At 70.5% G+C, this 21,678-nt stretch carries 18 protein-coding genes and 2 pseudogenes; 9 read left to right on the top strand and 11 right to left on the bottom strand.

The features are described 5' to 3' along the window. The first annotated feature begins 540 nt into the window (after positions 1 to 540). Positions 541 to 663, top strand: coding sequence for a hypothetical protein (locus AB0O15_RS45490; protein WP_364333600.1), 123 nt, complete (start codon positions 541 to 543; stop codon positions 661 to 663). Here AB0O15_RS45490 and AB0O15_RS45485 read toward each other — a convergent pair. Next, the gene (locus AB0O15_RS45485; RefSeq protein ID WP_364333581.1) at positions 611 to 1,759 is read right to left on the bottom strand and encodes a hypothetical protein; all 1,149 of its coding nucleotides are present in this window, start codon (positions 1,757 to 1,759) and stop codon (positions 611 to 613) included. The two genes, AB0O15_RS45490 and AB0O15_RS45485, sit on opposite strands and share 53 nt — an antisense overlap. 37 nt (positions 1,760 to 1,796) lie before the next feature. Next, complete coding sequence (locus AB0O15_RS45480; RefSeq protein ID WP_364333579.1) at positions 1,797 to 2,243, bottom strand: hypothetical protein; 447 nt, start codon at positions 2,241 to 2,243, stop codon at positions 1,797 to 1,799. 381 nt (positions 2,244 to 2,624) lie between these two features. Between AB0O15_RS45480 and AB0O15_RS45475 the strand changes: the two genes are divergently transcribed. Next, positions 2,625 to 4,094: a histidine kinase gene (locus AB0O15_RS45475; protein ID WP_364333577.1), complete on the top strand. Its 1,470-nt coding sequence runs from the start codon at positions 2,625 to 2,627 to the stop codon at positions 4,092 to 4,094. A gap of 3 nt (positions 4,095 to 4,097) precedes the next feature. Further along, positions 4,098 to 4,787, top strand: a complete 690-nt coding sequence (locus AB0O15_RS45470; protein WP_364333574.1) for a response regulator transcription factor — start codon at positions 4,098 to 4,100, stop codon at positions 4,785 to 4,787. Positions 4,788 to 4,907: 120 nt separating this feature from the next. Here the strand turns inward: AB0O15_RS45470 and AB0O15_RS45465 are convergent, their stop codons facing one another. The 3 genes from AB0O15_RS45465 to AB0O15_RS45455 all read right to left on the bottom strand — a co-directional run bounded on the left by AB0O15_RS45465 (position 4,908) and on the right by AB0O15_RS45455 (position 9,792). Next, complete coding sequence (locus AB0O15_RS45465) at positions 4,908 to 5,273, bottom strand: transposase (protein ID WP_364333571.1); 366 nt, start codon at positions 5,271 to 5,273, stop codon at positions 4,908 to 4,910. Between the two features lie 70 nt (positions 5,274 to 5,343). Continuing rightward, the gene (locus tag AB0O15_RS45460) at positions 5,344 to 5,889 is read right to left on the bottom strand and encodes a winged helix-turn-helix domain-containing protein (protein ID WP_364333568.1); all 546 of its coding nucleotides are present in this window, start codon (positions 5,887 to 5,889) and stop codon (positions 5,344 to 5,346) included. A 333-nt stretch (positions 5,890 to 6,222) separates the two neighbouring features. Further along, positions 6,223 to 9,792: a hypothetical protein gene (locus AB0O15_RS45455; protein WP_364333566.1), complete on the bottom strand. Its 3,570-nt coding sequence runs from the start codon at positions 9,790 to 9,792 to the stop codon at positions 6,223 to 6,225. A gap of 146 nt (positions 9,793 to 9,938) precedes the next feature. Between AB0O15_RS45455 and AB0O15_RS45450 the strand changes: the two genes are divergently transcribed. Then, entirely contained in the window at positions 9,939 to 10,070 is a 132-nt protein-coding gene (locus AB0O15_RS45450) for a hypothetical protein (RefSeq protein WP_364333563.1), read from the top strand. Between the two features lie 223 nt (positions 10,071 to 10,293). Further along, positions 10,294 to 10,635, top strand: a pseudogene (locus AB0O15_RS45445) (methyltransferase domain-containing protein); the annotation flags it as partial. Positions 10,636 to 10,686: 51 nt separating this feature from the next. Here AB0O15_RS45445 and AB0O15_RS45440 read toward each other — a convergent pair. The 3 genes from AB0O15_RS45440 to AB0O15_RS45430 form a co-directional block, all read right to left on the bottom strand. Further along, complete coding sequence (locus AB0O15_RS45440; RefSeq protein WP_364333603.1) at positions 10,687 to 10,977, bottom strand: hypothetical protein; 291 nt, start codon at positions 10,975 to 10,977, stop codon at positions 10,687 to 10,689. A 121-nt stretch (positions 10,978 to 11,098) separates the two neighbouring features. Then, positions 11,099 to 14,239: a S8 family serine peptidase gene (locus tag AB0O15_RS45435; RefSeq protein ID WP_364333560.1), complete on the bottom strand. Its 3,141-nt coding sequence runs from the start codon at positions 14,237 to 14,239 to the stop codon at positions 11,099 to 11,101. 5 nt (positions 14,240 to 14,244) lie between these two features. Next, entirely contained in the window at positions 14,245 to 17,373 is a 3,129-nt protein-coding gene (locus tag AB0O15_RS45430) for a S8 family serine peptidase (RefSeq protein ID WP_364333557.1), read from the bottom strand. Positions 17,374 to 17,579: 206 nt separating this feature from the next. Here AB0O15_RS45430 and AB0O15_RS45425 point away from each other — a divergent pair, with 206 nt between their 5' ends. Continuing rightward, positions 17,580 to 18,146: a suppressor of fused domain protein gene (locus AB0O15_RS45425; RefSeq protein ID WP_364333554.1), complete on the top strand. Its 567-nt coding sequence runs from the start codon at positions 17,580 to 17,582 to the stop codon at positions 18,144 to 18,146. Between the two features lie 9 nt (positions 18,147 to 18,155). Here the strand turns inward: AB0O15_RS45425 and AB0O15_RS45420 are convergent, their stop codons facing one another. Further along, entirely contained in the window at positions 18,156 to 18,425 is a 270-nt protein-coding gene (locus tag AB0O15_RS45420) for a hypothetical protein (RefSeq protein ID WP_364333551.1), read from the bottom strand. Between the two features lie 439 nt (positions 18,426 to 18,864). On the opposite strand from AB0O15_RS45420, the gene AB0O15_RS45415 reads away from it, so the two are divergent. From AB0O15_RS45415 to AB0O15_RS45405, 3 genes and pseudogenes are all read left to right on the top strand, one after another. Next, on the top strand, positions 18,865 to 19,371 hold the full coding sequence (locus tag AB0O15_RS45415) for a hypothetical protein (protein ID WP_364333548.1): 507 nt from the start codon (positions 18,865 to 18,867) through the stop codon (positions 19,369 to 19,371). Beyond that, a complete protein-coding gene (locus tag AB0O15_RS45410) occupies positions 19,361 to 19,780 on the top strand; it encodes a hypothetical protein (RefSeq protein ID WP_364333545.1) in 420 nt (139 codons plus the stop codon). The genes AB0O15_RS45415 and AB0O15_RS45410 overlap by 11 nt, the downstream gene beginning before the upstream one ends. A gap of 5 nt (positions 19,781 to 19,785) precedes the next feature. After that, positions 19,786 to 19,935 (top strand): annotated as a pseudogene (locus tag AB0O15_RS45405) (transposase family protein); the annotation flags it as partial. Between the two features lie 250 nt (positions 19,936 to 20,185). Here AB0O15_RS45405 and AB0O15_RS45400 read toward each other — a convergent pair. Together AB0O15_RS45400 and AB0O15_RS45395 are read right to left on the bottom strand one after the other, a co-directional pair. Further along, entirely contained in the window at positions 20,186 to 21,067 is an 882-nt protein-coding gene (locus AB0O15_RS45400; RefSeq protein ID WP_364333542.1) for an NADP-dependent oxidoreductase, read from the bottom strand. Between the two features lie 162 nt (positions 21,068 to 21,229). After that, the gene (locus AB0O15_RS45395; RefSeq protein ID WP_364333539.1) at positions 21,230 to 21,613 is read right to left on the bottom strand and encodes a MerR family transcriptional regulator; all 384 of its coding nucleotides are present in this window, start codon (positions 21,611 to 21,613) and stop codon (positions 21,230 to 21,232) included. Between the last annotated feature and the right edge of the window lie 65 nt (positions 21,614 to 21,678).

The raw sequence follows: 21,678 nt of genomic DNA, 5'->3' as shown, positions 1-21,678 counted from the left end.
GGGGTTGGGGTTCGTACCGTCGCGAAGCGCCATTCGTTTCGCTTTCACGCTGAACGGGACGTCCAGGAACACAGATAGGCCCAAGCCACCACGATTTCATCCTGCGAAGAAAGAGCCCGTCGACGATCAGCACCGCCCCCGGCAGCCACAATGGCTGACAAGAGGCCTTTATCAACTGAGCACCGCCAATTTGCTCGGTGCGGATTGGCGCACTGTCATCGGCATTTGAGTGAGTCGATCATGGGATTAAGCGATAACGCGCGACCTGGCAACGCCCTCTTATCCTGTGACAAGGCATCGATCCCATCGCCATCCGGGACGGTGGCGGCTCGTCCGATGAGGACTGTAGTCATTGGGCTGCATGCACTGTGCGTTACCTGCCGGGGCGTCTTGTCGTGGGTGGGTGGGCGCCGCTGACACGGTCCGGGCCCTGGCTCAGGCACAGTCCATCGTCGTGGAGGCGACGCGGGCCGTGATCATCGGCGCCAGCCGGACGTCCTGCTGGGCCGCTTGATCGAGTCAGCCGAGATCGCGAACGCAGTGACCTTCCTGGCCGGTCCTGCCGCGTCCGCGATCAACGGCTCGGCCGTCCGCGTTGACGGAGGCGCCCTCACGACCTTGTTGTGCGGTGGCATCTGCTTGTCTGCTGGATACGGACCTTGACGTCGGTGTTCCATTCCAGAACGACCTTCGTACGGTTGAGGCCGGGTCCGAAGGTGTCGCCGTGGTAGGTGATCGTCCTGACCGGCGCGGCGCCGCCGACCGGCTTGGTGTAGGGACGATAGTCGGGCTCGGCGTAGTAATACGGCACTTTCATCTCGGCTGTCAGTGGGTCGAGAATCTCGTGGTTCGGCGGCGCCTCGTACAGCAGGACCTTCTTGACCTCGCCGTCGAATGCGGTGCCGTCCCCTTCGGGCCTGCCGTCCGGATGGGTCTCCCGCGCGGTCACGCGGACGTCCGCCTCGACCCGTCTGCTCTCTACGGTGCGTACGGTGATGTGCAGGTCCATGGTGGGTCCGTTGCCGAAGAAGTCCTCGTCGCTGTTCGGCGAGAGCTCATTGCTCGGGGCCAGCTCCGTGGTCTGGGTGAGCAGGCGCTCCAGCTTCGGCGGCGGGCATTCCGGGGGCGGCGGTTGCACGATGGGCACCTCGGACAGGGTCATTCCCTGCCAGCGGAGCTCGACCTTGGCGGCGCCGCTGCCGAGCATCGGTCCGATGCCGTTCTGGCCGGTGTTCAGCACGAGCAGGTAGGCGCTGACCCGGGCGAGCGCGCTCGCCGGAACGGGTGTGCTGCCGGCCGGGCCGGTCAGCTGGGCCTCGATCACCGGGTCGGTGTCCAGGTCCCAGCCGCTGTACTGGACCGAGGTGCGGCGGTCGGCGGGTAGGGCCAGTTCGATCAGCGCGGGGCTGGCGTCGCACAGCTTCGGCTGCCGGGGAGTCTGGTCCCGCCCGAGCACCCGGTCGAGGATCCGTCGCAGGCCGTCGCCCATCCGGGCGGCGAGGAAGTCGATGCCGCAGCGCGCCTGCACGCCGGCCGCCTGCGCGCCTCGCTGCAGCAGTTGGGTGACCTCGGTGCGCACGGTCGTCTGCGTGTCCTCGGTCAGCTTGGCGGCCGTATCGGTCAGGACGCTGCGCCAGTCCTCGGACTCCTGGCCCAGCCTGGTGAGGCTGTCCTCCAGCACCGCTACGGTGTTGTCGACGCTGTGGGCGACGGGCTTCAGATCGATGCATGCCGCAGTGGGGGCCACGGATGCCAGCAATATCGCGATGGTGACCATTCGACGTCGCACGGTGCGCCTACCCGACGGTCCGCTTGAACGTCAGCAGCGGCCGGCTCGGCACGCCGTTCGAGTTGTTGGGCTGTTCGATCTCCAGGGTGAACAGGCCCTGGGTCGACTTGCCCGGTTGCCAGTCCAGCAGGCCCGGGACGGATTGGCCATTGAAGTTGTTGACCATGCCGGTGAAACGCTCGACCCAGTAGATGTCGAGCCAGGCGGTGTATGAGCCGTACGGGCCGCCGGTCTTCGTGTAGGCGCCGCCGGTCAGCGGCACTGTGCTGGGCCCGGTTGGGGTCTGCAGGTGCAGGACGGTCTTGTTGTAGTCGATGGTGGTGCCGCTGGGGTCGAGGGTGAATTTCAGCTGAGGCTGCGGGGGCGGTGGAGGCGGGACCGGAGTGCCGCCGGGCGCGGCTCCGCACCCCAGGACCACCAGCAGGGCGAGTGCGGCGAGCATTCGAGTGAACATCGGAACTCCTTTCGGGTTGGATACCCGCAAGGATGTCTTTCCGGGCTAATGCCGCGGATCGCAGGAAACTGGATGACGCTGGTAGGGAAACCTGGGTGGCCTGGCCGGCCCCCGGGCCCAGGCTGGAGCTATGAACGGAGGCATCAGGGTGAGGTGGCCGGTCGTCGCCGCGGGCGGCCTGGTCGCGGCCCTCGCGACAGCGGCCGTCGTGGCGTCCTGGCCCCGCTCGTCCGGCGTGTGGTGGGTCGACGCGTCGCTCCGCGCCTGGGGACCGGTCGCCGCGGTGCCCGGACTGCTGTGCCTGTGGTGGCCGTCGTCGCGACGGCTCGGCCGGCTGATCGTGGCCGTCGCCCTCACGTACCACTGCAATTCCTGCGGGCGGTGGACCAGCCGCTGCTGTTCGCGGCGGGCTTCTGCCTCGCGTACCTTTGGACGGCGGTGGTCGCTCATCTCGTGCTGACCTGGCCCACCGGCCGGATCACCCGACGGGTGCAGACCGTGCTCGTGGTGGTCTGCTACCTCGCCGCGACCGGCACCCAGGTGGTCCGGTACGCGGTGGACCGCCCGGTGGCCCCGCTGCGGTTCGGGGTGGCGGACCCGCGGACGGCCGCCTCCGACGCGGCGAGCGTGACGTTCATCCTCTGTGCTGTCGTGGTGATCGCGGTGACGATCCGGTACTGGGTCACCGCCAGCCGGGCCCGGCGCCGGCCCGCCGCTCCGGTCTGGGCAGCGGTCCTGGTCGCGGCGGGGTTCGGTGTCGCGGTCAGCGTCGCGCGGCTGGGTTCGCCCGCCTCCGCGCCGGAGGTGCCGCTGCAGATCGCCTCACTCACCGTCGGGCTGCTGCTGGTGCCCGCCGTGTACGCCGCACGGATCCTGCTGTCCTGGACCACCCGCTGGCGCCTGGCGACGGTGGTATTCGGCCTGGACCGCAACCTCGCCGACCTGGAGACCCGCCTCGCCCGCACGGTCCGCGATCCAGGGCTGCGGCTCTACTATCGGCTCGCCGATGGGGGCCACGTCGACGCCAGCGGCAACCGGGTTCCCACCCCACGACCGACGACCACCCTGGCAATCACTGAGGTGCAGCGGGACGGCGAGGCGTTCGCCCTGATCAGCCACGATCCCGCGGTCGGCGACGACCCTGGGCTGTCGCGCGCGGCCGGCGCGGTGGCCGGCGTGGCCATCGAGAACGCCGGCCTCTACTCCGCCCTGCAGCAGCACATCGCCGAGCTGGGTGCCTCCCGGCAACGGCTGGCGACCGCCGCGTTCGCCGAGCGCCGACGTATCCAGCGCGACCTGCATGATGGCGCCCAGCAGCGGCTGTTCGCCGTGCTGGTCCTGCTCGACATGGCCGTCGGCGATATCGGCGACACGCCGGCCCGGGCCACCCTCGTCCGGGCGCAGCCCGGCCTGCGCGACGCGATCCGCAGCCTGCGCGAACTGACCGAGGGCATCTACCCGGTGGTGCTCGTCGAGCACGGGCTGGGCGACGCCGTGCACAACCTCACCGACATATCGCCGATCCCGGTGACCGTGGCGGTGGCGCCCGGCCGCTGGCCGCAGCATGTGGAGATCACCGCCTACTTCGTGGTCGCCGAGGCCCTCGCGAACGTCTACAAGCACGCCGGCGCCGCCGAGACCGCCGTCGAGATCTCGGCCACCCGCGACAACTTGGTCGTGACCGTCTGCGACAACGGATGCGGCCCGTCGGGCGAGGGCTGGCGTGGCCTCACCGACCGCGTCGCCGCCGCCGGTGGCTTCCTCACCGTCGACCGGGCGTCCGGTTCCGGCACCCGGGTCCGCGCCACGATCCCCATTCCCGCAGACCCCGTCCACGCAGAGAAGGAGTGAGCGATGCGCGTCGTCATCGTCGAGGACGAGGGCCTGCTGCTCGACGCCCTGGCCGACGGGCTCACCACCCGGTCCGTCGAAGTGGCCGGCAAGGCTCGCGACGCCGAGCAGGCCCTCAGCACGATCAAGGACCTGGCCCCCGACGTGGCGATGCTGGATATCCGGCGCCCGCCCACCTTCACCGACGAAGGACTCGGCATCGCCGAACGGGTCCGGGCCGCGCTGCCCGAGGTCGGCCTGCTCGTCCTCTCCTCCTACGCCGAGGTCGCCTACGCGGAACGGCTGCTGTCCATGGACGCGGAACCGCGCGCGGTCGGATACCTCCTGAAGGAACGCGTGGGTGACCTGGTCGAACTGGTGAGTGCGCTGCATCGGGTCGCGTCCGGGGAGGTCGTCGTCGACTCGTACCTGATCAACCGTCTGATGACCCGGCGGCGGACCCACGACCCGCTGGAGAGGCTGACCCCGCACGAGCGCCGCATCCTGGCGCTGGTCGCCGAGGGCCGCTCCAACCTCGGCATCGCCCAAATCCTCAACTGCCAGGTCGGCACGGTCGAGAAGCACCTGTCCACGCTCGCCGACAAACTCGGGCTGCCGACCGCCGAGGACAGCCGGCGCCGGCAGGTCAACATCCGCGTGCTGACCGCCCTCACCTTCCTCCGTAGCGTTCCCCAGCCGGCCTCCGGGACGTGAAGGCCCGACTAGACACCTTTCGGGGTCAGGGTCTGGGTGGTGTCGGTGGGGATAGACCTGTTCCGATGAAGAACCCGTCGATCAAGCCGGTGCGGTACTGCATGCGGCTGAGTCGGTTCTTCACGATGGCGGCGAGGTCGGTCGCGGTGCGGTGCAGTGGTTGGCCAGACCCCGTTTCATCGTCGACCAGACCTTCTCGACCGGGTTCAGCTCCGGGGCGTAGGCGGGTAGCTGGTAGACGCGTAGCCACGGCCGGGCGGCGATCGCCGCCCGGATCGGTGGTGATTTATGCGCCGACAACCCGTCCCAGACCAGCACGATCGGTCCGTCCAGCTGCTGGTGGGCAGCGTCGAGCAGCTGGATGAAGTCGGGTTCGCGGAACCCTTTCGGCTCGTTCTTACGTCCCCGGTAGAGAAGCGTGCGGTAGATCAACCGGCTGCGTTCGCCGGGCCGGTAACAGCACAGCCCGACCACCGATACCCGCACGGTGCTTTGGCGGTCACCTTCACCACCGGGGTGACCCCTTTGGGCGCCCAGGTGGTGGCCTTGTGCGCCCTTAACGTCTGCCCGCACTCGTCGGCAAAGACGATCCACGCCCCGCGCCGGGCGGCGACTCTTTTAGCGACGGCCACTGATACCGGCGCCACGCGGCGATCGCCTGCTCATCCCGCTCGGCAGCACGATGGATCGGCAGCTGAGCGGTGTAGCCGAGACGGCGCATCGCCTGCCACGCCGTGGCCAGACCCACCCGCACATGAAACAGCGTGGCGATCAACGCGATCACCCGGACCAAAGTCCAGCGTTGGTCCTCGCCGTAGCCAGCCGCGACCGGACCCAGGTCCAGCCGCGTCTTCAACCGGGCCAGCTGCTCGTCCGACAGCTTCGGATCCGGGCCGCAGGCACCCTTCGACGCCAACGCCGGCGCGCCGCCGGCAACCCATGCCCGCCGCCACTGATACGCCGACTTCGTCGACACCTCCAGCCGCGCGGCGACTTCGATCGCCGGCACACCAGCGGCGAACAACTCCGCCGCCCGCTGCCGCACCTGCTCACGCTTGACCCGTTCTACCTGGTCAACGCCTCCACCATCGCCGTACCGCATGCCACCAAGCACACCTGATCCACCAGCAACGGTCGATTCCCCAAAAGCGTCACAGTAGACCCGAAAGAGACCTCCACCCCGAAAGGTGTCTAGCTTGTTCCTCCACGCACTCCTGCGGATCTGACTTCGTCAGACGTGGCGTACTCATCTCGGCATGTGAGTGCACTCGCGCCGCGCTTAAGCAGTCCCCCGCTGGCCGGCGCTGCGCATCGGCCCGAGAACATTCCGTGAGGCCCTCGCCCAGGTCCAATCCTGTCAGGGACGCAGCATCCATGCTGCACCTGCGTGTCCAAACTCGTCCTTGAACCCGCAGTCCGCTCATCAGCAGCCGACTCACTTACTCCGCCGGGTTATTGGCCCCGCTCCACTGGCTCCTGTGCGTTCGGTGATCAGTTCTTTAGGTGTATCACTACGGTTGTTACCGGCCAACTCATCCACACACCGCAACATCACCTGCGGCCAATACTCCGACAACACCAGCAACCCTATTTGCCACGACGCCACCGCCAACCCTTTGCCTAGAAGACGACCAGCTTGCTCAAGATCACCGACGGCAGCGGTCACGCCGGCCCTCGCGACCAGCGCCCGCGCCTGCTGGTACGGATCAGTGATCGATCGGGCCGCCGCCGCAGCCCGGTCGGGGTCGGGGTCGGGGTCGGTGGCGACGATCGTCTCGGCTACCAAGGCCAGCGCACGCGCACGCTCGACAGGTCCGGTGATACGGCGGGCAACGGCCTCGGCTTGTTCGGTGAGCTGCCGGGCCCGGCTGAGGTCGGTGGTAGCCATTGCTCCGGCCACCTTGACGAGGGCCCACGCCAGCCAGTACGGGTGGGTGATCGAGCGGGCCAAGCGCTCGGCCCGGTCGGGGTCGTCGGCGGCCAACATCATGCATACCGGGACCAGCGCCGGCGCCTGCTCGTCCGGGCAGGTGATTGAGCGGGCCACGGCCTCGGCCAGGTCGGTGAGCTGCAAAGCTCGCTCCGGATCGCCAGCGATGACGAACCTCTCAGCTACTGCGACCAGCGCCGGCGCCTGCTCCCGGGCGTCAGTGATCGCGAAGGCCACGCCCTCGGCCCGCTCGAGATCGCCCACAACGGCGAGCGACTCGGCCACAGCGGCCATGGCCGCCGCCTGTCCCGGCGGGTATGTGATTGCGCGGGCCACGGCCTCGGCTTCTTCGATGAACTGCCGGGCCCGCTCGGAGTCGCCAGCGATGGCGATGCTCTTAGCTACTTCAACCAGCGCCGGCCCCTGCTCGTAGGCCTCGGCAACCGAGCGGGCGACGGCCGCGGCTTGCTCGATGAGCTGCCGGGCCCGTTCGGAGTCGCCAGCGATGGCGATCCTGTTAGCTACTGCGACCAGCGCCTGCACGTGCTCGTAGGGGTCGGCTATCGAGCGGGCCACCGCCTCGGCCCGGTCGGCTAAGCGCCGGGCCCGACCGGGATCGACGATGACCATCAATTCGGCCATCGAAGTCAGCGTTCGTGCCTGCAGGGGCGTGTAGGTAGTGGGGTGGGGTTCGGCATCCGGCGGCTGATCGGCCAACTGTCGCGCCTGCTCAACGAGCTTCCAGAACTTATCGGGGCCACCTATGGCGGTGATCACTTCGGTCAACACGGCTCGCGCCTGCTCGTGGGAGTCACTGATCGAGCAGACCACCGCCTCGGCCCCATCGAGGTCGCTAGCGGCGGCGAGCACCTCGGCCACCGCAGTCAGCGCCAGCGCCTGTTCCTCCGGGTAAATGATTGACCGGGCTGCGGTTTCAGCTTGTTCAGTGAGCTGCCGAACCCGCTCGAGGTCGCCACCGATGGCGACGCTCTTAGCTACTGCGATCAGCGCTTGCGCCTGCTCGTACGGGTCGACGATCGAGCGGGCCACGGTCTCGGCCCGTTCGGAGTCGCCTGCGATGGCGATCATCTCGGCTACTGGGACCAGCGCCTGCGCCCGTTCGAACGGGTAGGTGATTGAGCGGGCCACGGTCTCGGCCTGCTCGGTGAGCTGCCGAACCCGCTCGAGGTCGCCACCGATGGCGACCCTCTCCGCTACTGCGGCCAGCGCCCGGGCCTGCTCGCAGGGGCCGCTGATTGAGCGAGCCACCGTCTCGGCCCGGTCGGGGTCGGTGGCGGCGAGCCCCCGGGCCACCTCAGTGAGCGCCTGCGCCTGCTTGTACGGGTCAGCGATCGAACCGGCGAGGGCTTCGGCACGGGCGGGTTGTCCAAGGGCGACCCAGACGGCGGGCAGGTCGGTGGGGATATGACTGTTGCGGTCAGCGAGGTTGGTACGGCGAATGCACAACCGCAGCACCGCCTCCAGGTCCAGTCTCGGTTCGGCAAGGACGAGGTCCTGGCAGGCGGTGATCTCACCAAGGGCGGCGGCGTCGCCGCCGGACAGATCGAGCATCCGGTCGTGGCGGTCCGGATCGGTGACCAGGTCGATCAATCGGGTCACGTAGCCGGCAGCGCCCAGCATCCGAGGATAGCCGAGCAGCAGATACTCAGGGGTGCCGGGCGGCCACTGCGAACCGGCGTGACTGGGACGGCGGTAGCGGTCGGCCCAGTCATGCAACCGGTCGCGGTAGCCGGCCAGCCGGGTTTCGCCGAGGTACCGGCGGGCGGCGGCGGCGAGTTCCTCATGACCAAGCAGATACACCAACGGGCCGTCCACCGCAGCCCAGCGCTGGGTGCGGCGGGTGAAGGTACGCCCGGCCACGGTGTGCAGCACCTCTTCGATCTCGATCAGCCCGGCCCCTGTCAGCTCGTTCAGATCCTCGCCGGACAGGCCGCCACGGGCCGCGGTCAGCAGACCGAGCAGGTCCTGCTCGACCGGGCTGCCTTTGAGTAGCCGATTCAGCTCAGACCGTCCGAGCCGTTGCAGGTCACGGGCGTGAGGGGAGTCGGTGAGCGGGCGGATGATGCCCGGATCGCGCAGCGGATGCCAGTCGGGCACGTCGTCAGGAACCGGCGGGTTGGGCCGGCCCGCCACGATGACCCGCATCCCGGGCGGCACGACTCCAGGCAGCAGCCCGGCGATACTGCGCGCGTACGGGCCGGTGGTGGCCCCGCGGTCCTCGTCCAGGCCGTCGACAAGCAGCACTAGCCGCATCCCCCGCTGCTGACAGCTCTGCGCGGCCTGGTCGAGTAGGTCCAGCAGCCACGCCTCTCGCAACGACTCGTCGATCACCGCCGGGACCTGCTGACCGGTCAACGCGGCCAGCTGCTCGCCGACCACGGCGGTGAATGCCTGCCGGGTGTCCTGCGCCGCGAGCCGGGCGGTGATGAAGAACGCCACCACCTGCACCCGCGCCTGTACCTGCTCTGCCGGGTTGAGCACGAACGTCGACAACAATGCCGACTTACCCGCCCACGGCCCCGCCTGCCACCACGTATACGCACCGGCCTGCTCATCCAGGCAGAACCGGGACAGCTCCTGCAGCTCCGCCTCACGGCCCACAAGCTCGGGCGGGGCGATCTGACGGACCTGCGCCAGGTACGCAGAGCACGGCACCAGCAACGACCCTGGCGCCGACGGCCGCTCCGGCAAGCGCATCAGCTCGGTGACCTGCGCAGCGATCGTGTACTCATCCAGGCCAAAGGCCCGCGCCAGCGTCCGAGCGACCGCGCGGACATCATCCAGGGCCGCCGGTCCACCCCGGGAGATAATTCGGTGGAGCACATCCTTCTTCGGGGAAGCGTCGAGGCGGTCGTCGGCGGCGATCCGCTTCTCTAGGTCCTCCAGCGCGGGCCTACCGGCCCTCTCGTGCAGGTCGTAGAGCAAATCGCGGACCTTCTGCTGTGCGCCGGCGCCGAGGTCTGGCCGGGCCAGCTTCCGCGGGCGGCGCACAGGGGCCCGCTTGGCGGCCCCCGCGGCCGGGCGGCGCACTGGTCGGAACTCGTCGGCATCCATCGCCGACCGATGATGCCTCACCGCTGCCGGTCGTGAACTGCTCGACACCCGTCGGCACTCAGGTCGACACCTTCGCGGGGGCCTGAATCTGGGAGCGCAAGCCGGCGCCGGCTCCGCTTTCGTCTCAGACACCCAGGGAGCATCCGATGACCCGATCCCCGCAGCACCCCAGCGACCCCAAGCCGCGCCGCATCACCCTCGCCGTGATCACCGGCATCGTCGCCGGCGCCACCCGCGCCTTGACCAACTGGCTCCTCGACCACCTGACCGACAACTAACCGCGACCTTCGGGGTGGGATCCCGCGCCGTACCGCAAGGATCCCGCCCCACGCCGCGTACCACACGCGCAGAGAGGTGCAGACATCCCCTTGCAGACGACTTCGAAAGACGACACCCGTGATACCACAGCGGTCATCGGTGCCCAGCCGAGCGTGGTGTCCAGGAAACGATTGATTCCCGGACAAGATCGACGAATACCCGGCGAATCGGTCCGGTTCGTCTGTGACCTTCAAAGATCTATGGCGCTGGATCTTTGCCGGTAGTTGGCGGGTCCGCGGACGGCTATGCGCGCCGTCTCGCATCACGTCGTTGATAAGGCGCGGCCGCGAGCGCCGGGTCGCGCTTCTTGTGTGTACGCGTCACCGTGGCCCCGACCGCAAGGGACGCGTCCCGCCGTCACTGCGCGGCCCGCTGTCCACGCACGCCGCGACGCGGGCCCCCGACGCCGGGCTCGACGCGATCGTCGGCCGCTACGTCCTGCTCTACCTGCCCGACCCGGCGCGGACGTTGCGCCGGCTGGCCCGGTCGCTGCGTCCGGGCGGCGTCCTCGTCTTCCACGAGATCGACCTGACCGAGGCCCACCCCCTGGCCCGCGTGCGCGGCCTGGGACGACAGCTACCGCCTGCTGACCACGGTCTTCCGGGCGGCCGGCGCCCAGACCGATTTCGGCCGGCGGCTGCACCCGGCGTTCCTCGCCGCCGGCCTCCCGGCGCCGCACCTCGAGTCGGTCACCCCGGTCGGGTCGGCCCCCGGCTCGATGGTGATCGACTGGCTGGCCATGTCGCTGCTGAGCTTGCGACCGGCGCTCACCGCGGCCGGCCGGGCCCTGCCCGCCGGGTTGTCCTTCGACGACACGCTGGGCGACCAGCTCCGGGCCGCCCTCGGTGAGCGGGCAAGCCAGGTCATGGACCCGCCCAGTACGGCGCCTGGGTCCGCAAGCCGAGCTGACCGACGCCACCGAGGTGCCCCCGCCGGACGCCATCAGTCGGTGACGTGACCGTGTTGGTGCGCTCCGGAGACGCGCACGTCAGCCGGCGCCGGCGGGCTGGTGGTGCGCAGGCCCGGCGGACGCGGGATCCTGCAGCGCATAGGCCCTGATGATCGTGACCGAGCCCGTGTTGCCGCGGCTGTCGGTGACCGTTCCTCGCAGGGACACGTGACCGGGTCCGGCCGGGTGATCGACCAGGATCCGGCCGTCCCTGACCGGCACGGAAGCCCAGGTGGCGCCGTCGTCGAACGAGACCTGGGCGGTGAGGGCGCTCGGCTTGCCGGCTCCGCTTCTCGGGTACGACTGGACCGTCACCGGCACGGCGTACGCCTGCCCCCCGGGCGCGGCGCCCGCGGCGTCCAGCTCCGGCGTGAAGCGCGGCACCGACAGCGGCAGCGGCGTGGTGGCGCCGGTGCGCGCCGACCGGAAGTCCCAGCTCGCGTCGACGCCGTCGGCCTGCCGCTCCAGGCGGTATCGGCCCCGCTCTGCCGGCAAGGTGAAGGCGCCGTCGGGGCCGGGGCTGATCTCGCCCGGCACGTCCAGTCGGCTCATCCCGGTGGTGACCGCCGAGGCCGGGCTCCAGACCCGGTTGCCGGCCGAGTCGCCGAGCAGCCCAGTCTGCGCCGGGACCCGCACCACGTCGCCCGTGCGGGACAGGTCGTTGCCGTCGCCGATCCAGGTCAGCGACGGCCCGAAGACCGGGGCCAGCGGCGTCGACACCTGCACCGTGCCGGGCCGGTAGCCGACCGGCGGGGCGTACGCGAACTGCTTGCCCAGGAAATCCGGGCCGGTGTGGATGAACTGGCTCCGCCAGCGCACGCTCTCCCGCGTGGTCGTCACCCAACGCCGGATCCGGGTGGCGCCCGGCACGTCGATCTGGACGCCGAACCCGGCGTCCGTCACGCTCCTCGTCGACCCCATGGTGCTCAGGACGATGACGTGGTCGCCGGCCGGGGTCGCGGGCAGCCGCTCGTCGATCAGCGCCATCCTGCTCGGGTCCACGCGCCTGGTGAGCCGGGCCGGGATGATCGGGAAGCTCCAGCCGAGGCTGTAGACCTGAGTGTCGGCGGTGCTGACCGGGGTGGCCCAGACACTCATGATGTCCAGGCTGGGACCCTCGCCGCCGAGGCGCAGCGGAACGCCCAGTCCGCCGAATCCGCCGGACGCCCCGATGACCAGGTCGAGCCCGTGACCCTGCGGGCCCTTGTGCACCATCCGCGCCGTGCCGAACTGCTCGGTCAGACCGGCCGCACCGGCCGGCCGGAGGTCCACCACGGAGGAGCGGCGGCCGTCGATCTCGATCGTCCTGTCCCGGTCGAGGGTCAGCTCGGGGTACGCCAGGTAGGCGGCCTCGGCCTCGTTGTCGACCTGCGCGACGGCGCCGTACTGCCCGCCGTCGATCCTGGTCCTGAACGTCCCGTCGTCGTTGATCCTGATCCAGTCCTGGCTCCCCGGGGCGTCGGTCCGGTACAGGCCGAGGTAGCCGCCGATCGGGTTCCCGGCCGAGTCGCGCACGGTGCCGCCCAGGTCGAACTTGGCGTCCTCGTAGAGCACGTCGAGCGGGGTGCGGACCACGGTGGACCCGGCCGTCGCGACCAGGGCGCCCTGGACCCGCCCGTACGCGTCGCCCTGGCCCGAGGTGTCGGCCGCGACGCCGACCGTGGTCGTGGCGCCGGCCGCGACCGTCACCTGCGACGGGGTGGCGCGGAAGACGCCCGGGGCGTTGACGTCGAAGGACAGGTCGAGAGTGACCGCCTCGGCGCCGGGGTTCGCGTAGGTGACCGTACGCTCGATCGGCTTGTCGTCGTCGTGCGGCCAGCTCTGGGTGCCGAAGGAGACGCCGGCGGGCGAGGCGGTGACGGTCTGGCCGATCGCCCGGGTGAGGTCGACCCGGCCGGCGCCCTGCTCGAGGACGCTCCCGCCGACCGGCGCCGCGGCCGAGCCCATCAGCAGCGCCTTGAGCTTGCCGCCGGAGAGGCCGGGGTGCTGCTGGGCGAGCAGCGCGGCGGCCCCGGCCACGTGCGGGGTGGCCATCGAGGTGCCGCTCATCGCGACGTGCGTGTCGTCGACCGGCGTGCCGAGGTAGCCGTGGGCGGCCTTGGCCGCAGCGATCTCGACGCCGGGGGCGGAGATCTCGGGCTTCAGCACGGCGCCGGTCGGGTCGGGGCCGCGGCTGGAGAACGGCGCGGTCCGGTCCTCGCGGTCCACCGCGGCCACCGAGAGCGCGGCCTCCGCGGTGCCCGGGCTGCCCAGCGTCGACTCCCCCGGGCCCTCGTTGCCGGCCGCCGTGACGAACAACGTCCCCTTCTCGGCGGAGATCCGGTTGATCGCCTCCTCCAGCGGATCGATGCCGGGGGTGGGACCGCCGCCGAGGCTCATGTTGACGATCCGGGCGCCGCTGTCGCCGGCCCACTCGATGCCGGCCAGGATCGCCGAGTCGGTGCAGTACCGGCCCTCGCAGACCTTGCCGATGAGCAGCCGCGCGTCCGGTGCCACGCCGCGGTACCTCAGATCGTGGCTCGCGATCGTGGCGGCGACGTGGGTGCCGTGGCCGACCGTGTCGTCGGTGCTCGGGTCCGCGGTGAAGTTGCGCGTCCCGGCGATCCGGCCCCGCAGGTCGGCGTGGGTGTCGTCGACGCCGGTGTCGAGCACCGCGACGGTCACGCCGGCTCCGGTGTACCCGGCGGCCCAGGCGGCCGGCGCGCCGATCTGCGCCACGCTCCGGTCGAGGCTGATCCTCCGCTTGCCGTCGAGCCAGATCTTCGCCCTCGGGGCGGCGCTCCTGAGCGCCACGGCACCGTCGGCCGCGCCGGTGGTCGACCGTCCGTTCTGGACCAGGACCGGGGTACGGCTCCGGTAGCCGAACTCCGTCAGCGAGGTGACGTCGAACAGCCGCTTGTCCAGCCGCCCGCTGGTGATGCCGCCGCGCTGGTCACTGGGCACGACGTACAGGTGGCCGTCCTCGCGGGTCAGCTGGAAGGTCACGCGGCTGCGGCCGGGCCCCTCGGCCACGGTGACGGCGCCGCCGTCGAAGAGCGTGACGCGGTCGCCGGTGATCAGCGTGACCTCGTCCTTCACCGGCATCCCGGTCGCGGGCGTGGACGCCGAGGCGGACGCCGGCAGCGCCGGGACCAGCGCGGCGGCGGTGAGGAGGACGGCGATCGAGGGAAGGACGCGCATGCGGCTCACCCGTTCAGGTCGTAGGCGCGGAGGATGGTCACCGTTCCGGTGTTGCCGTGCGAGTCGGTCACGGTCGCGCGCAGGGAGACGTGCCCCGGGCCGGCCGGGTGCCGCAGCGTGATGCGACGGCCCTTGACCGGCGCGGCGGTCCAGGTGGCGCCGTCGTCGTAGGAGATCTCCGCGGCGATGCGGCGTGTCTCCCCGGCGCCCGGGTAGGAGCGGACGCTCACCGGCACGGTGAACCGCTGCCCGCCCGGCGCGCCGCCACCCGCGTCCAGCCGGGGCTCGAAGTGCGGCGCCGAGAGCGGCAGCAGCGTGCGGGCCGCGTCGCTGTGCGCGGAGGTGAACTCCCAGGTCGCCTCGACACGGGTGCTCGAGGTGAAGCCGGCCGGGGCCGTGCCGGTCATCGCGAGGCGGTAGCGCCCCGGCTCGGGCGGCAGCGGGAAGCGGCCGTTCGCGTCGGCGGCGATCTCGCCGGGAACGTCGAGGCGGCTCATCGTCGTTGCGTACGAACCGGCCGGGATCCAGCCGACGTTGCCCGCGCTGTCGCCGAACAGCGCGTACCGGGCCGGCGCGGCCACCGTGTCGTCGGCGTACCGAGCCAGGTCGGCACCCTCCCCGACCGCGGTGAGAGCCGGGCCGTACACCGGCCGCCACGGCGCGAGCCGCTCGACGGTCCCGAGGCGACGGCCGATCGGCGGGGAGGCCGCGGTCCACCTGTTCGCGTAGGTGGGCGTGCGCTCGTCGAACCGGTAGGCCCCGAGGAGACCGTCGGCCCGGGCCGGGAAGAACGTCCGGACCCGTGTGGCGCCGGTGAGCTCGACCCCCTGGCCGGCGCCCTGCTCCCGGCGACGGGCCGAGTACACGAACGCCCATTGGAGGTACGCGTTGCCGGGCTCGACCGCGGGCGGCGTGACCTCGGACTCGGCCAGCGTCGTCACGTCGACGTGGCGGGTCCAGCCGGTCGGCAGCCGATCCGTGAAGTACGAGCCCAGTGGGTAGACGCGGGCGTCGGCCGCGCCGGGGGCGGTGGTCCAGGTGCTCATCAGGTAGCCCCACAGCTCACCCTTGGCCGGCGGCGGCCCGGCCACGCCCACCCGGTGCGCGAACGTGGTGAACCCGCCGCAGCAGGCGCTGAACGAGTAGCTCATGCCCCAGCCCTGCGCGCTGCGGTTCTCCACTGAGTAGCCGCCCAGCGCCTCGGTCACGCCGTCGTCGCCGACCGGGCGCACGTCGATCGGGCTCGCCTCGCGGGCGTCCAGCGTGAGCTCCTGGTCGTGGTCGGCGTTGATCTCGGGAAGCCACAGGTCCGCGCTGCTGTCCGCGCCGAAGACGGAGGCGACCATCGCGTACCGGCCCCGCGGCAGGCGCAGCTGGACGACGCCGTTCTCGTCGGGGCGGGGGTGTGTCTGGTACTGGTACGCGTCCTTGCGGGCGAAGCTCGTGAACAGCGACCGCGCGGGCGCGCCGTCGGTGTCCAGGATCTGCACGCTCAGGTCGTACGCCTCGGCCTCGTTGAGAATCTCGAAGGGTGTCCGCACCCGGGTGTCACCGGAGGCGGCGACCACGGCCCCGTCGACCCGACCGTACGTCGCGCCGAGAGCGCCCGTGTCAGCCTCGACCCGGACCCCGGCCGTGGCGCCGGGCTCGATCGTGACCCGCGACGGTGTGACGGTGAAGGCGCCGGCCGGGGCGGGGCTGTCGATCGTCAGGTCGAGGGTGACCGCGTCCGGGCCGGCGTTGGCATAGGTCACCGTACGCTCGATCGGCTTGTCGTCGGTGTGCGGCCAGCGCTGCGTCCCGAAGGAGAGGCCGACCGGCGAGGCCACGACCCGCGTGTGGATCGCCCGGGCGAGATCGACCCGGCCAGCGCCCTGGGTCAGGACCGGCACGCCGGCCGTGGGCTCGGCCGAGGCCATCAGCGCCGCCTTGATGCGCTCGCCGGTCCAGTCCGGATGCTGCTGCGCGAGGAGCGCGGCCGCGCCCGCGGCGTGCGGGGTGGCCATCGAGGTGCCGGACATCGCGACGTGGGTGTCGTCGACGGGCGTGCCGAGGGTGCCGTGCGCGGCCTTCGCGGCGGCGATGCCCACACCCGGCGCGGAGATCTCCGGTTTGATCGCGCCACCGTCGGCGCGGGGGCCACGGCTGGAGAACGCGGCCGGCTGGCCGTCGCGGTCGACGGCCGCGACGGCCAGGGCCGCGTCGGCGGAGGCCGGGCTGGACACCGTCGACTCGTACGGTCCGTCGTTGCCCGCCGCGACGACGAACAGCATCCCCTTCTCCGCCGAGTAGCGCTCAACGGCCTGCTCCAGCGGGTCGAGGCCGGGAGAGTCGGCACCACCCAGGCTCAGGTTGACGATCTTCGCGCCACGGGTGGCGGCCCAGTCGACGCCCGCCAGGATCGCCGAGTCCGGGCAGTACCGGTCCGGGCAGACCTTGCCGATCAGAAGCCGCGCGTCCGGAGCGACACCCCGGTAGGTGGCGCCGTCGCTCGCGATCGTGGACGCGACGTGGGTGCCGTGCCCGACCTTGTCGTCGGCGTCCGACCCGCCGGTGAGGTCGGCCGACTCGGCGATCCGGCCGGCCAGGTCCGGGTGGGTGGCGTCGACGCCGCTGTCCAGGACCGCGACCTTCACCCCGGCGCCGGTGTAGCCGGCGGCCCACGCGACCGGCGCGCCGATCTGCGGCACGCTACGGTCGAGGCTCACGGCCCGCTTGCCGTCGAGCCAGATCCTCGTGCCCGCCTTCGCCGCCGCGAGCGCCGCAGCGCCGTTCCCGACCGGCGAGACCGACCGTCCGTTCTGGACCAGGACCGGGGTGTTCCCGCGGTACCCGAACTCCTCGAGCGCGGTGACGTCGAACAGCCGCCGGTCGACCCGCCCCGACGCGATGGTGGGCTCCTGGTCGGCCGGGACGACGAACGTGTGCCCGTCCTCCACAGTGGTCCGGTAGGCGACGTTCCGGCGGCCCGGCCCCGGATCCAGCCGGACCGGCCGGTCGGGGGCGACCGTGACCCGGTCGCCGGTGATCAGCGTGATCGCCTCGACGGCCCGTGCGGGCGCCGCGGACGCGGGCGGGGTGGGCGCCAGCGTCGCGACGAGGACGGCCGCGGTTAGCGGCGGGAGCACGCGCATGGGCCCACTTCAGCCTATCCATCGATGTAAGTCAATAAGTAGTCTTTACTGTCGTGCGATTCGCCGGGCGCAGCGACGGCGGCTCGCCGCTATCGGTCCCGCGCCTGGGTCAATCAGCGACATCCGTCGGGGCGTGCCTTCGACGCATGATGCCCAAGCTGCCGCAGGGCTCGAGATGTGGTCGGCTCCTTGATGACAATGCAGGGATGGGTTCGCGGTTCGAAAGGTATCTGGACTACCTGGATCAGCTCAACGACGGGGTGGAGCCACGGTTCCTCCCAGTGGACTCGACGCACGACGGGCTCAAAGGAGTCACCGTGATCTCCTACGAGAACCTCTCCGACGGGCTCAGCACAGCGTTCACCTACGGCCTCTCGCTGGCCGAGCACCCGAACTGGATTTACGGCCGGCCAGAGTTGTGCATCAGCGTCCAATCCGACGACGACCGCTGGGGACTCGCGGTGGGGCTCCTGGCCGAGCGACTCCGCGGCTCCTGCCCCTTCTCCTACGGCAACACCATCGGCTTCGGGCAACCGGTGACACCGGAATCGACCATGACCACCTTCATGGCCTTCGCCCCCTCAATCCTGGAACCCGACGACTCCCAGGTTGACGTCAGCGCTCCGGGCCACGACGGAAACGACATCATCCACCTCATCGGCATGTACCCGATCCACGCCACCGAGCAGCAGTTCATCTCCAAGCACGGACTCGAAGCCTTCTGGAAGTCCGACTGGGACATGTACGACACCGCACGACCACCGGCCGTCTGACCGGCGCAGCTATGCCTGCAGGATGAGCATCGTCAGGTCCAGCAGCCTCCGGCAGTAGCTCGCCTCGTATCCGGCGATCTCGGGCACCGCCCGCTCCAGCCGGCGCCCGCAAGAAGCGAGCACGTCCAGCGCTGGTCGTCGATGGTTCCATCGTTCTTCAACCACGGCCGTCACCCGATCCTGATCCGCCTCGCGAGCGTACGGACGCCTGAAGCCGGACATCACCGCCACACCCTGCGGACGCGTCGCGGCTTGGCGGATCACCACCCCGGTCGGCACTGGACACGGACGCGGTCGGCCGAACGTCAGCAATGCCGTGGCCGCGCAGGTCCCGGCGCTCGTTCTGCTTGGGCGTGCTCCTGTCCGGAGCGGTGCTGGCATCGAGGATGCGGCAACGTTGTCTTGACGGCAGCTCCGGCGGGCGAGTCGGCCGGTTGCTCGGCTCCACAGGGACGAGCAACACCGCAGACGATCAGTTCGGCGTTGGCCGATCCGCTGTCTAAGATCGCCGTATGCGCACTCAGATTGCGCACCGGTGCGGATCGTGGGGGTTCATCCCTCTCCGGACACCAGTATCGGTGGGATTTCACCGCAACGGTGAGTTTTCACCGACTGGAACCTCGCCGCATACGGTGCGCCGAATTGTCAAAGGTCAGGCCGTGGCTCACGGCCTGACCTTTCGCGTTTCCCGACCATCGCGCGCTGAGATGTGCTGACGATGGATGGCGTGGGTTCGCCGGCCGGGCCACCCGGAGATCGTCCCGAGCAGCTGATCGGGGCGCTGATCCCACCCGTCATCCAGCGCCCTCCCCCGGCAGCGCCGCTGGTTCTCACCCTGCCGCCCCGTCTTCGGTTACCGACCGGCGCCGACGCCGAGTCCATGCTGCTGGACATGGGCCGCCTCGACGCGTCCGGCCGGTTCTCCGCCCGCCGGCTACTGCGAGCGCTCGACTGGCCATCCGGGCACCGCGTCGACGCCGTCGTGGTGGATGACGCGGTGCTCATCCGAAGCTCACCGACTGGCCTGCAAAGTGTGGGCAGCCGCGGCGAGCTCGCGGTGCCCGCTGCGGCCCGGGCCCTGGCCGGCATCGCCGATGACGGCCACGTCGTGCTGGCCGCCGCGCCCGACCACGGCGTGCTGGTGGTGCACGCGCCTGCCGTGGTGACGCGGCTGCTGCTCGAGCACTACGCCGACCTGACGCAGGAGCAGCACCGTGACCGCTGATCCGAGCCGGGTCGCCGCGGCCCACACCCTGCTCGCCCAGCTCGGGGTGACCGTCGCCGACCTGCAAGCCACACCGGACCACACCCGGCGGATGCCGACGGTCGCCGAATATCTGCCCCGCGTGATGGCGGCGGCGACGCCGTCGTCGTGCCGCACCTACGGCACCTACTGGACCCGGATGGCCGCCGTCTGGGGCGACTGGCCGCTCGATACCGTCGCCGCCAGGATCGTCCGATTGGCGGCAAAGTTCGATAACAACGCCCGGCAGGCCTTACCCCTGATCGGTCACCCCCATCGGGCCACCAGCGCCAAAGCGATGCAACTGCTTGGCTGGACGCCGAGACCCAAGGAAGAAGCAGTGCTCGCGGCCGGTAGCAGCATCTTGGCGAGAGCCCACCACAGAGGCTGAAGGCCATCAAGGTTCGGCGTCGCCGCGCTGCGCCGTACCGGCCTCGACGTGGGCGACGGGTCCCCGATCCGCGTGGCCCACGCGGGATCCGTTACCCGTTGTCCGCGGTGCTGACCGTCGCGGTCTGCGCGGTCATGGCGGGTGCATCATCGTTCGCGGCGATCACCGGCCTGGCCGCATGACCTCGATGAACACGCCCGGATCTGGCTCTGCTTCGGTGATGGCGTGCCCACCTGGTTTTGAGCGTGAGTAGGGGTCCCGTTCGGGCGGGAGTTTGGGTCCCAGTGTCTGCTCGCGGATTTCGCTGGGCGTGGACTTGGGCCCCGCCCTGCCCGCGGGTGGATAGGACCACGGACTCTCGCCTGTCCGCTACCTATGGTTTCGGCGTCGGCGGACGAACGCGGCTCATGCCACCTTGATGACAGCCTTGCCTGAAATGTGACCGTTCTCAATGGCGGCGACGGCGGCCGAGGCGTCGGCGAGTGAATAAATAGCAGTGATCGTGGGTGTGAGGACTCCGTCGAGGGCCAGCCGGGCAGACCGTTCCAGACTCTCGCGGTCGAGGCGACGTTCGACGAAACGCCCACCGATGTCGGACACCGACATATCACTCACGGCGATGACGTTGCGGGGTTTCTTGGCCAGTGGGGCGATCGTCCGCAGCGAGGAGCCTCCGACCAGGTCGACGATCCCGTCGAAGCCCTCCGGAACCAGCTCGCGGGCCGCGGCGGCCACGTCCCCGGTGGTGTAGTCGATGAACCGCACCCCGATGGCCTCGGCGGACTCGCGCTTGGTGCTACTCCCGGTGCCGATCACACGCAGCTCACGCTGGACGGCCAGCCGGGCGACCAAGAGCCCCACCCCACCACCGACCCCGTTGACCATGACAGTGGCGCCGGCCGGGAGGCCGAGCTGGTCGAGCGCGTCCACCGCGGTCGTCCCAGCCACCGGCAACGTTGCCGCCACCATCGCGGATAGGCCCACCGGGATGCGAGCGGTGTTCAGTGCAGACAGCACCGTCGTCTCGGCGTAGGTGCCGCCACCGGTGAGCGCGAAGCCGAAGACCGGGTCACCCACCGCGAGCCCGTCGACGCCCTCGCCGAGGGCGAGAACGGTTCCGGCTGCCTCCATTCCCAGCACCCGGGGAAACGGACGCCCGCTGTCGAGCCCGGGAATCAGAGCCGAGCGCAGAACGTGGTCCATCGGATTCACGCCGGCGACGTCGACCCGGATCAGCACCTCGCCGTGACCGGGGACCGGGTCGGGACGATCAAAGAACTCCTGCACCTCAGGCCCGCCAAACCTGCCGAAACCCCACGCCCGCCCCATGTTCTGCCGCCTTCTGCATGACCGGCCCGGTCGTTCCGGGCTCCACAGCCATGCTCACCGCTTACATCGGTGTGAAGGGCAACCGGCTGAGGCGCGAGTCACAACGTCGGGCCTGCGGTGTCACCCCGGGACCGGGGCCGAGGTCAGCTCCACCCAGTACTTGCGGTTGATCCCGATCAGGACGTCGAGCGCATCCCGGGTCTGGAACAGGTGCGCGATGTCGGCGTCGATCCGCTCGCGCTCGCGCGTCATCGTGACGAACGCCGACTCGGTGATCGCCGGGTCAGTCGGAGTATCCACACATGGCAACACCGACGCGATCACCCGGCTGGACATGCCCGCGTCGAACAGCTGCCGGATCAGCGCCACGCGCTCGACGTCGGCATCGGAATAGTGCCGCTGCCCGGCATCGGAGCGCGCACTGGCCAGCAAGCCCTGATCCTCGTAGTACCGCAGGGAACGCGGACTCACGCCCGTGCGCTTGGACAACTCGCCGATCCGCATCCCTGAAAGCCTACGCTCGCATGATCGAGAGCTCAGATCACTCACATGTCATGAAGACCGGGTGG

Source organism: Actinoplanes sp. NPDC089786 (assembly GCF_040684855.1).
Lineage (GTDB): Bacteria > Actinomycetota > Actinomycetes > Mycobacteriales > Micromonosporaceae > Actinoplanes.
The sequence above is the reverse complement of the archived record's forward strand: the minus strand, read 5'-3'. Positions and strand labels throughout refer to the sequence as shown.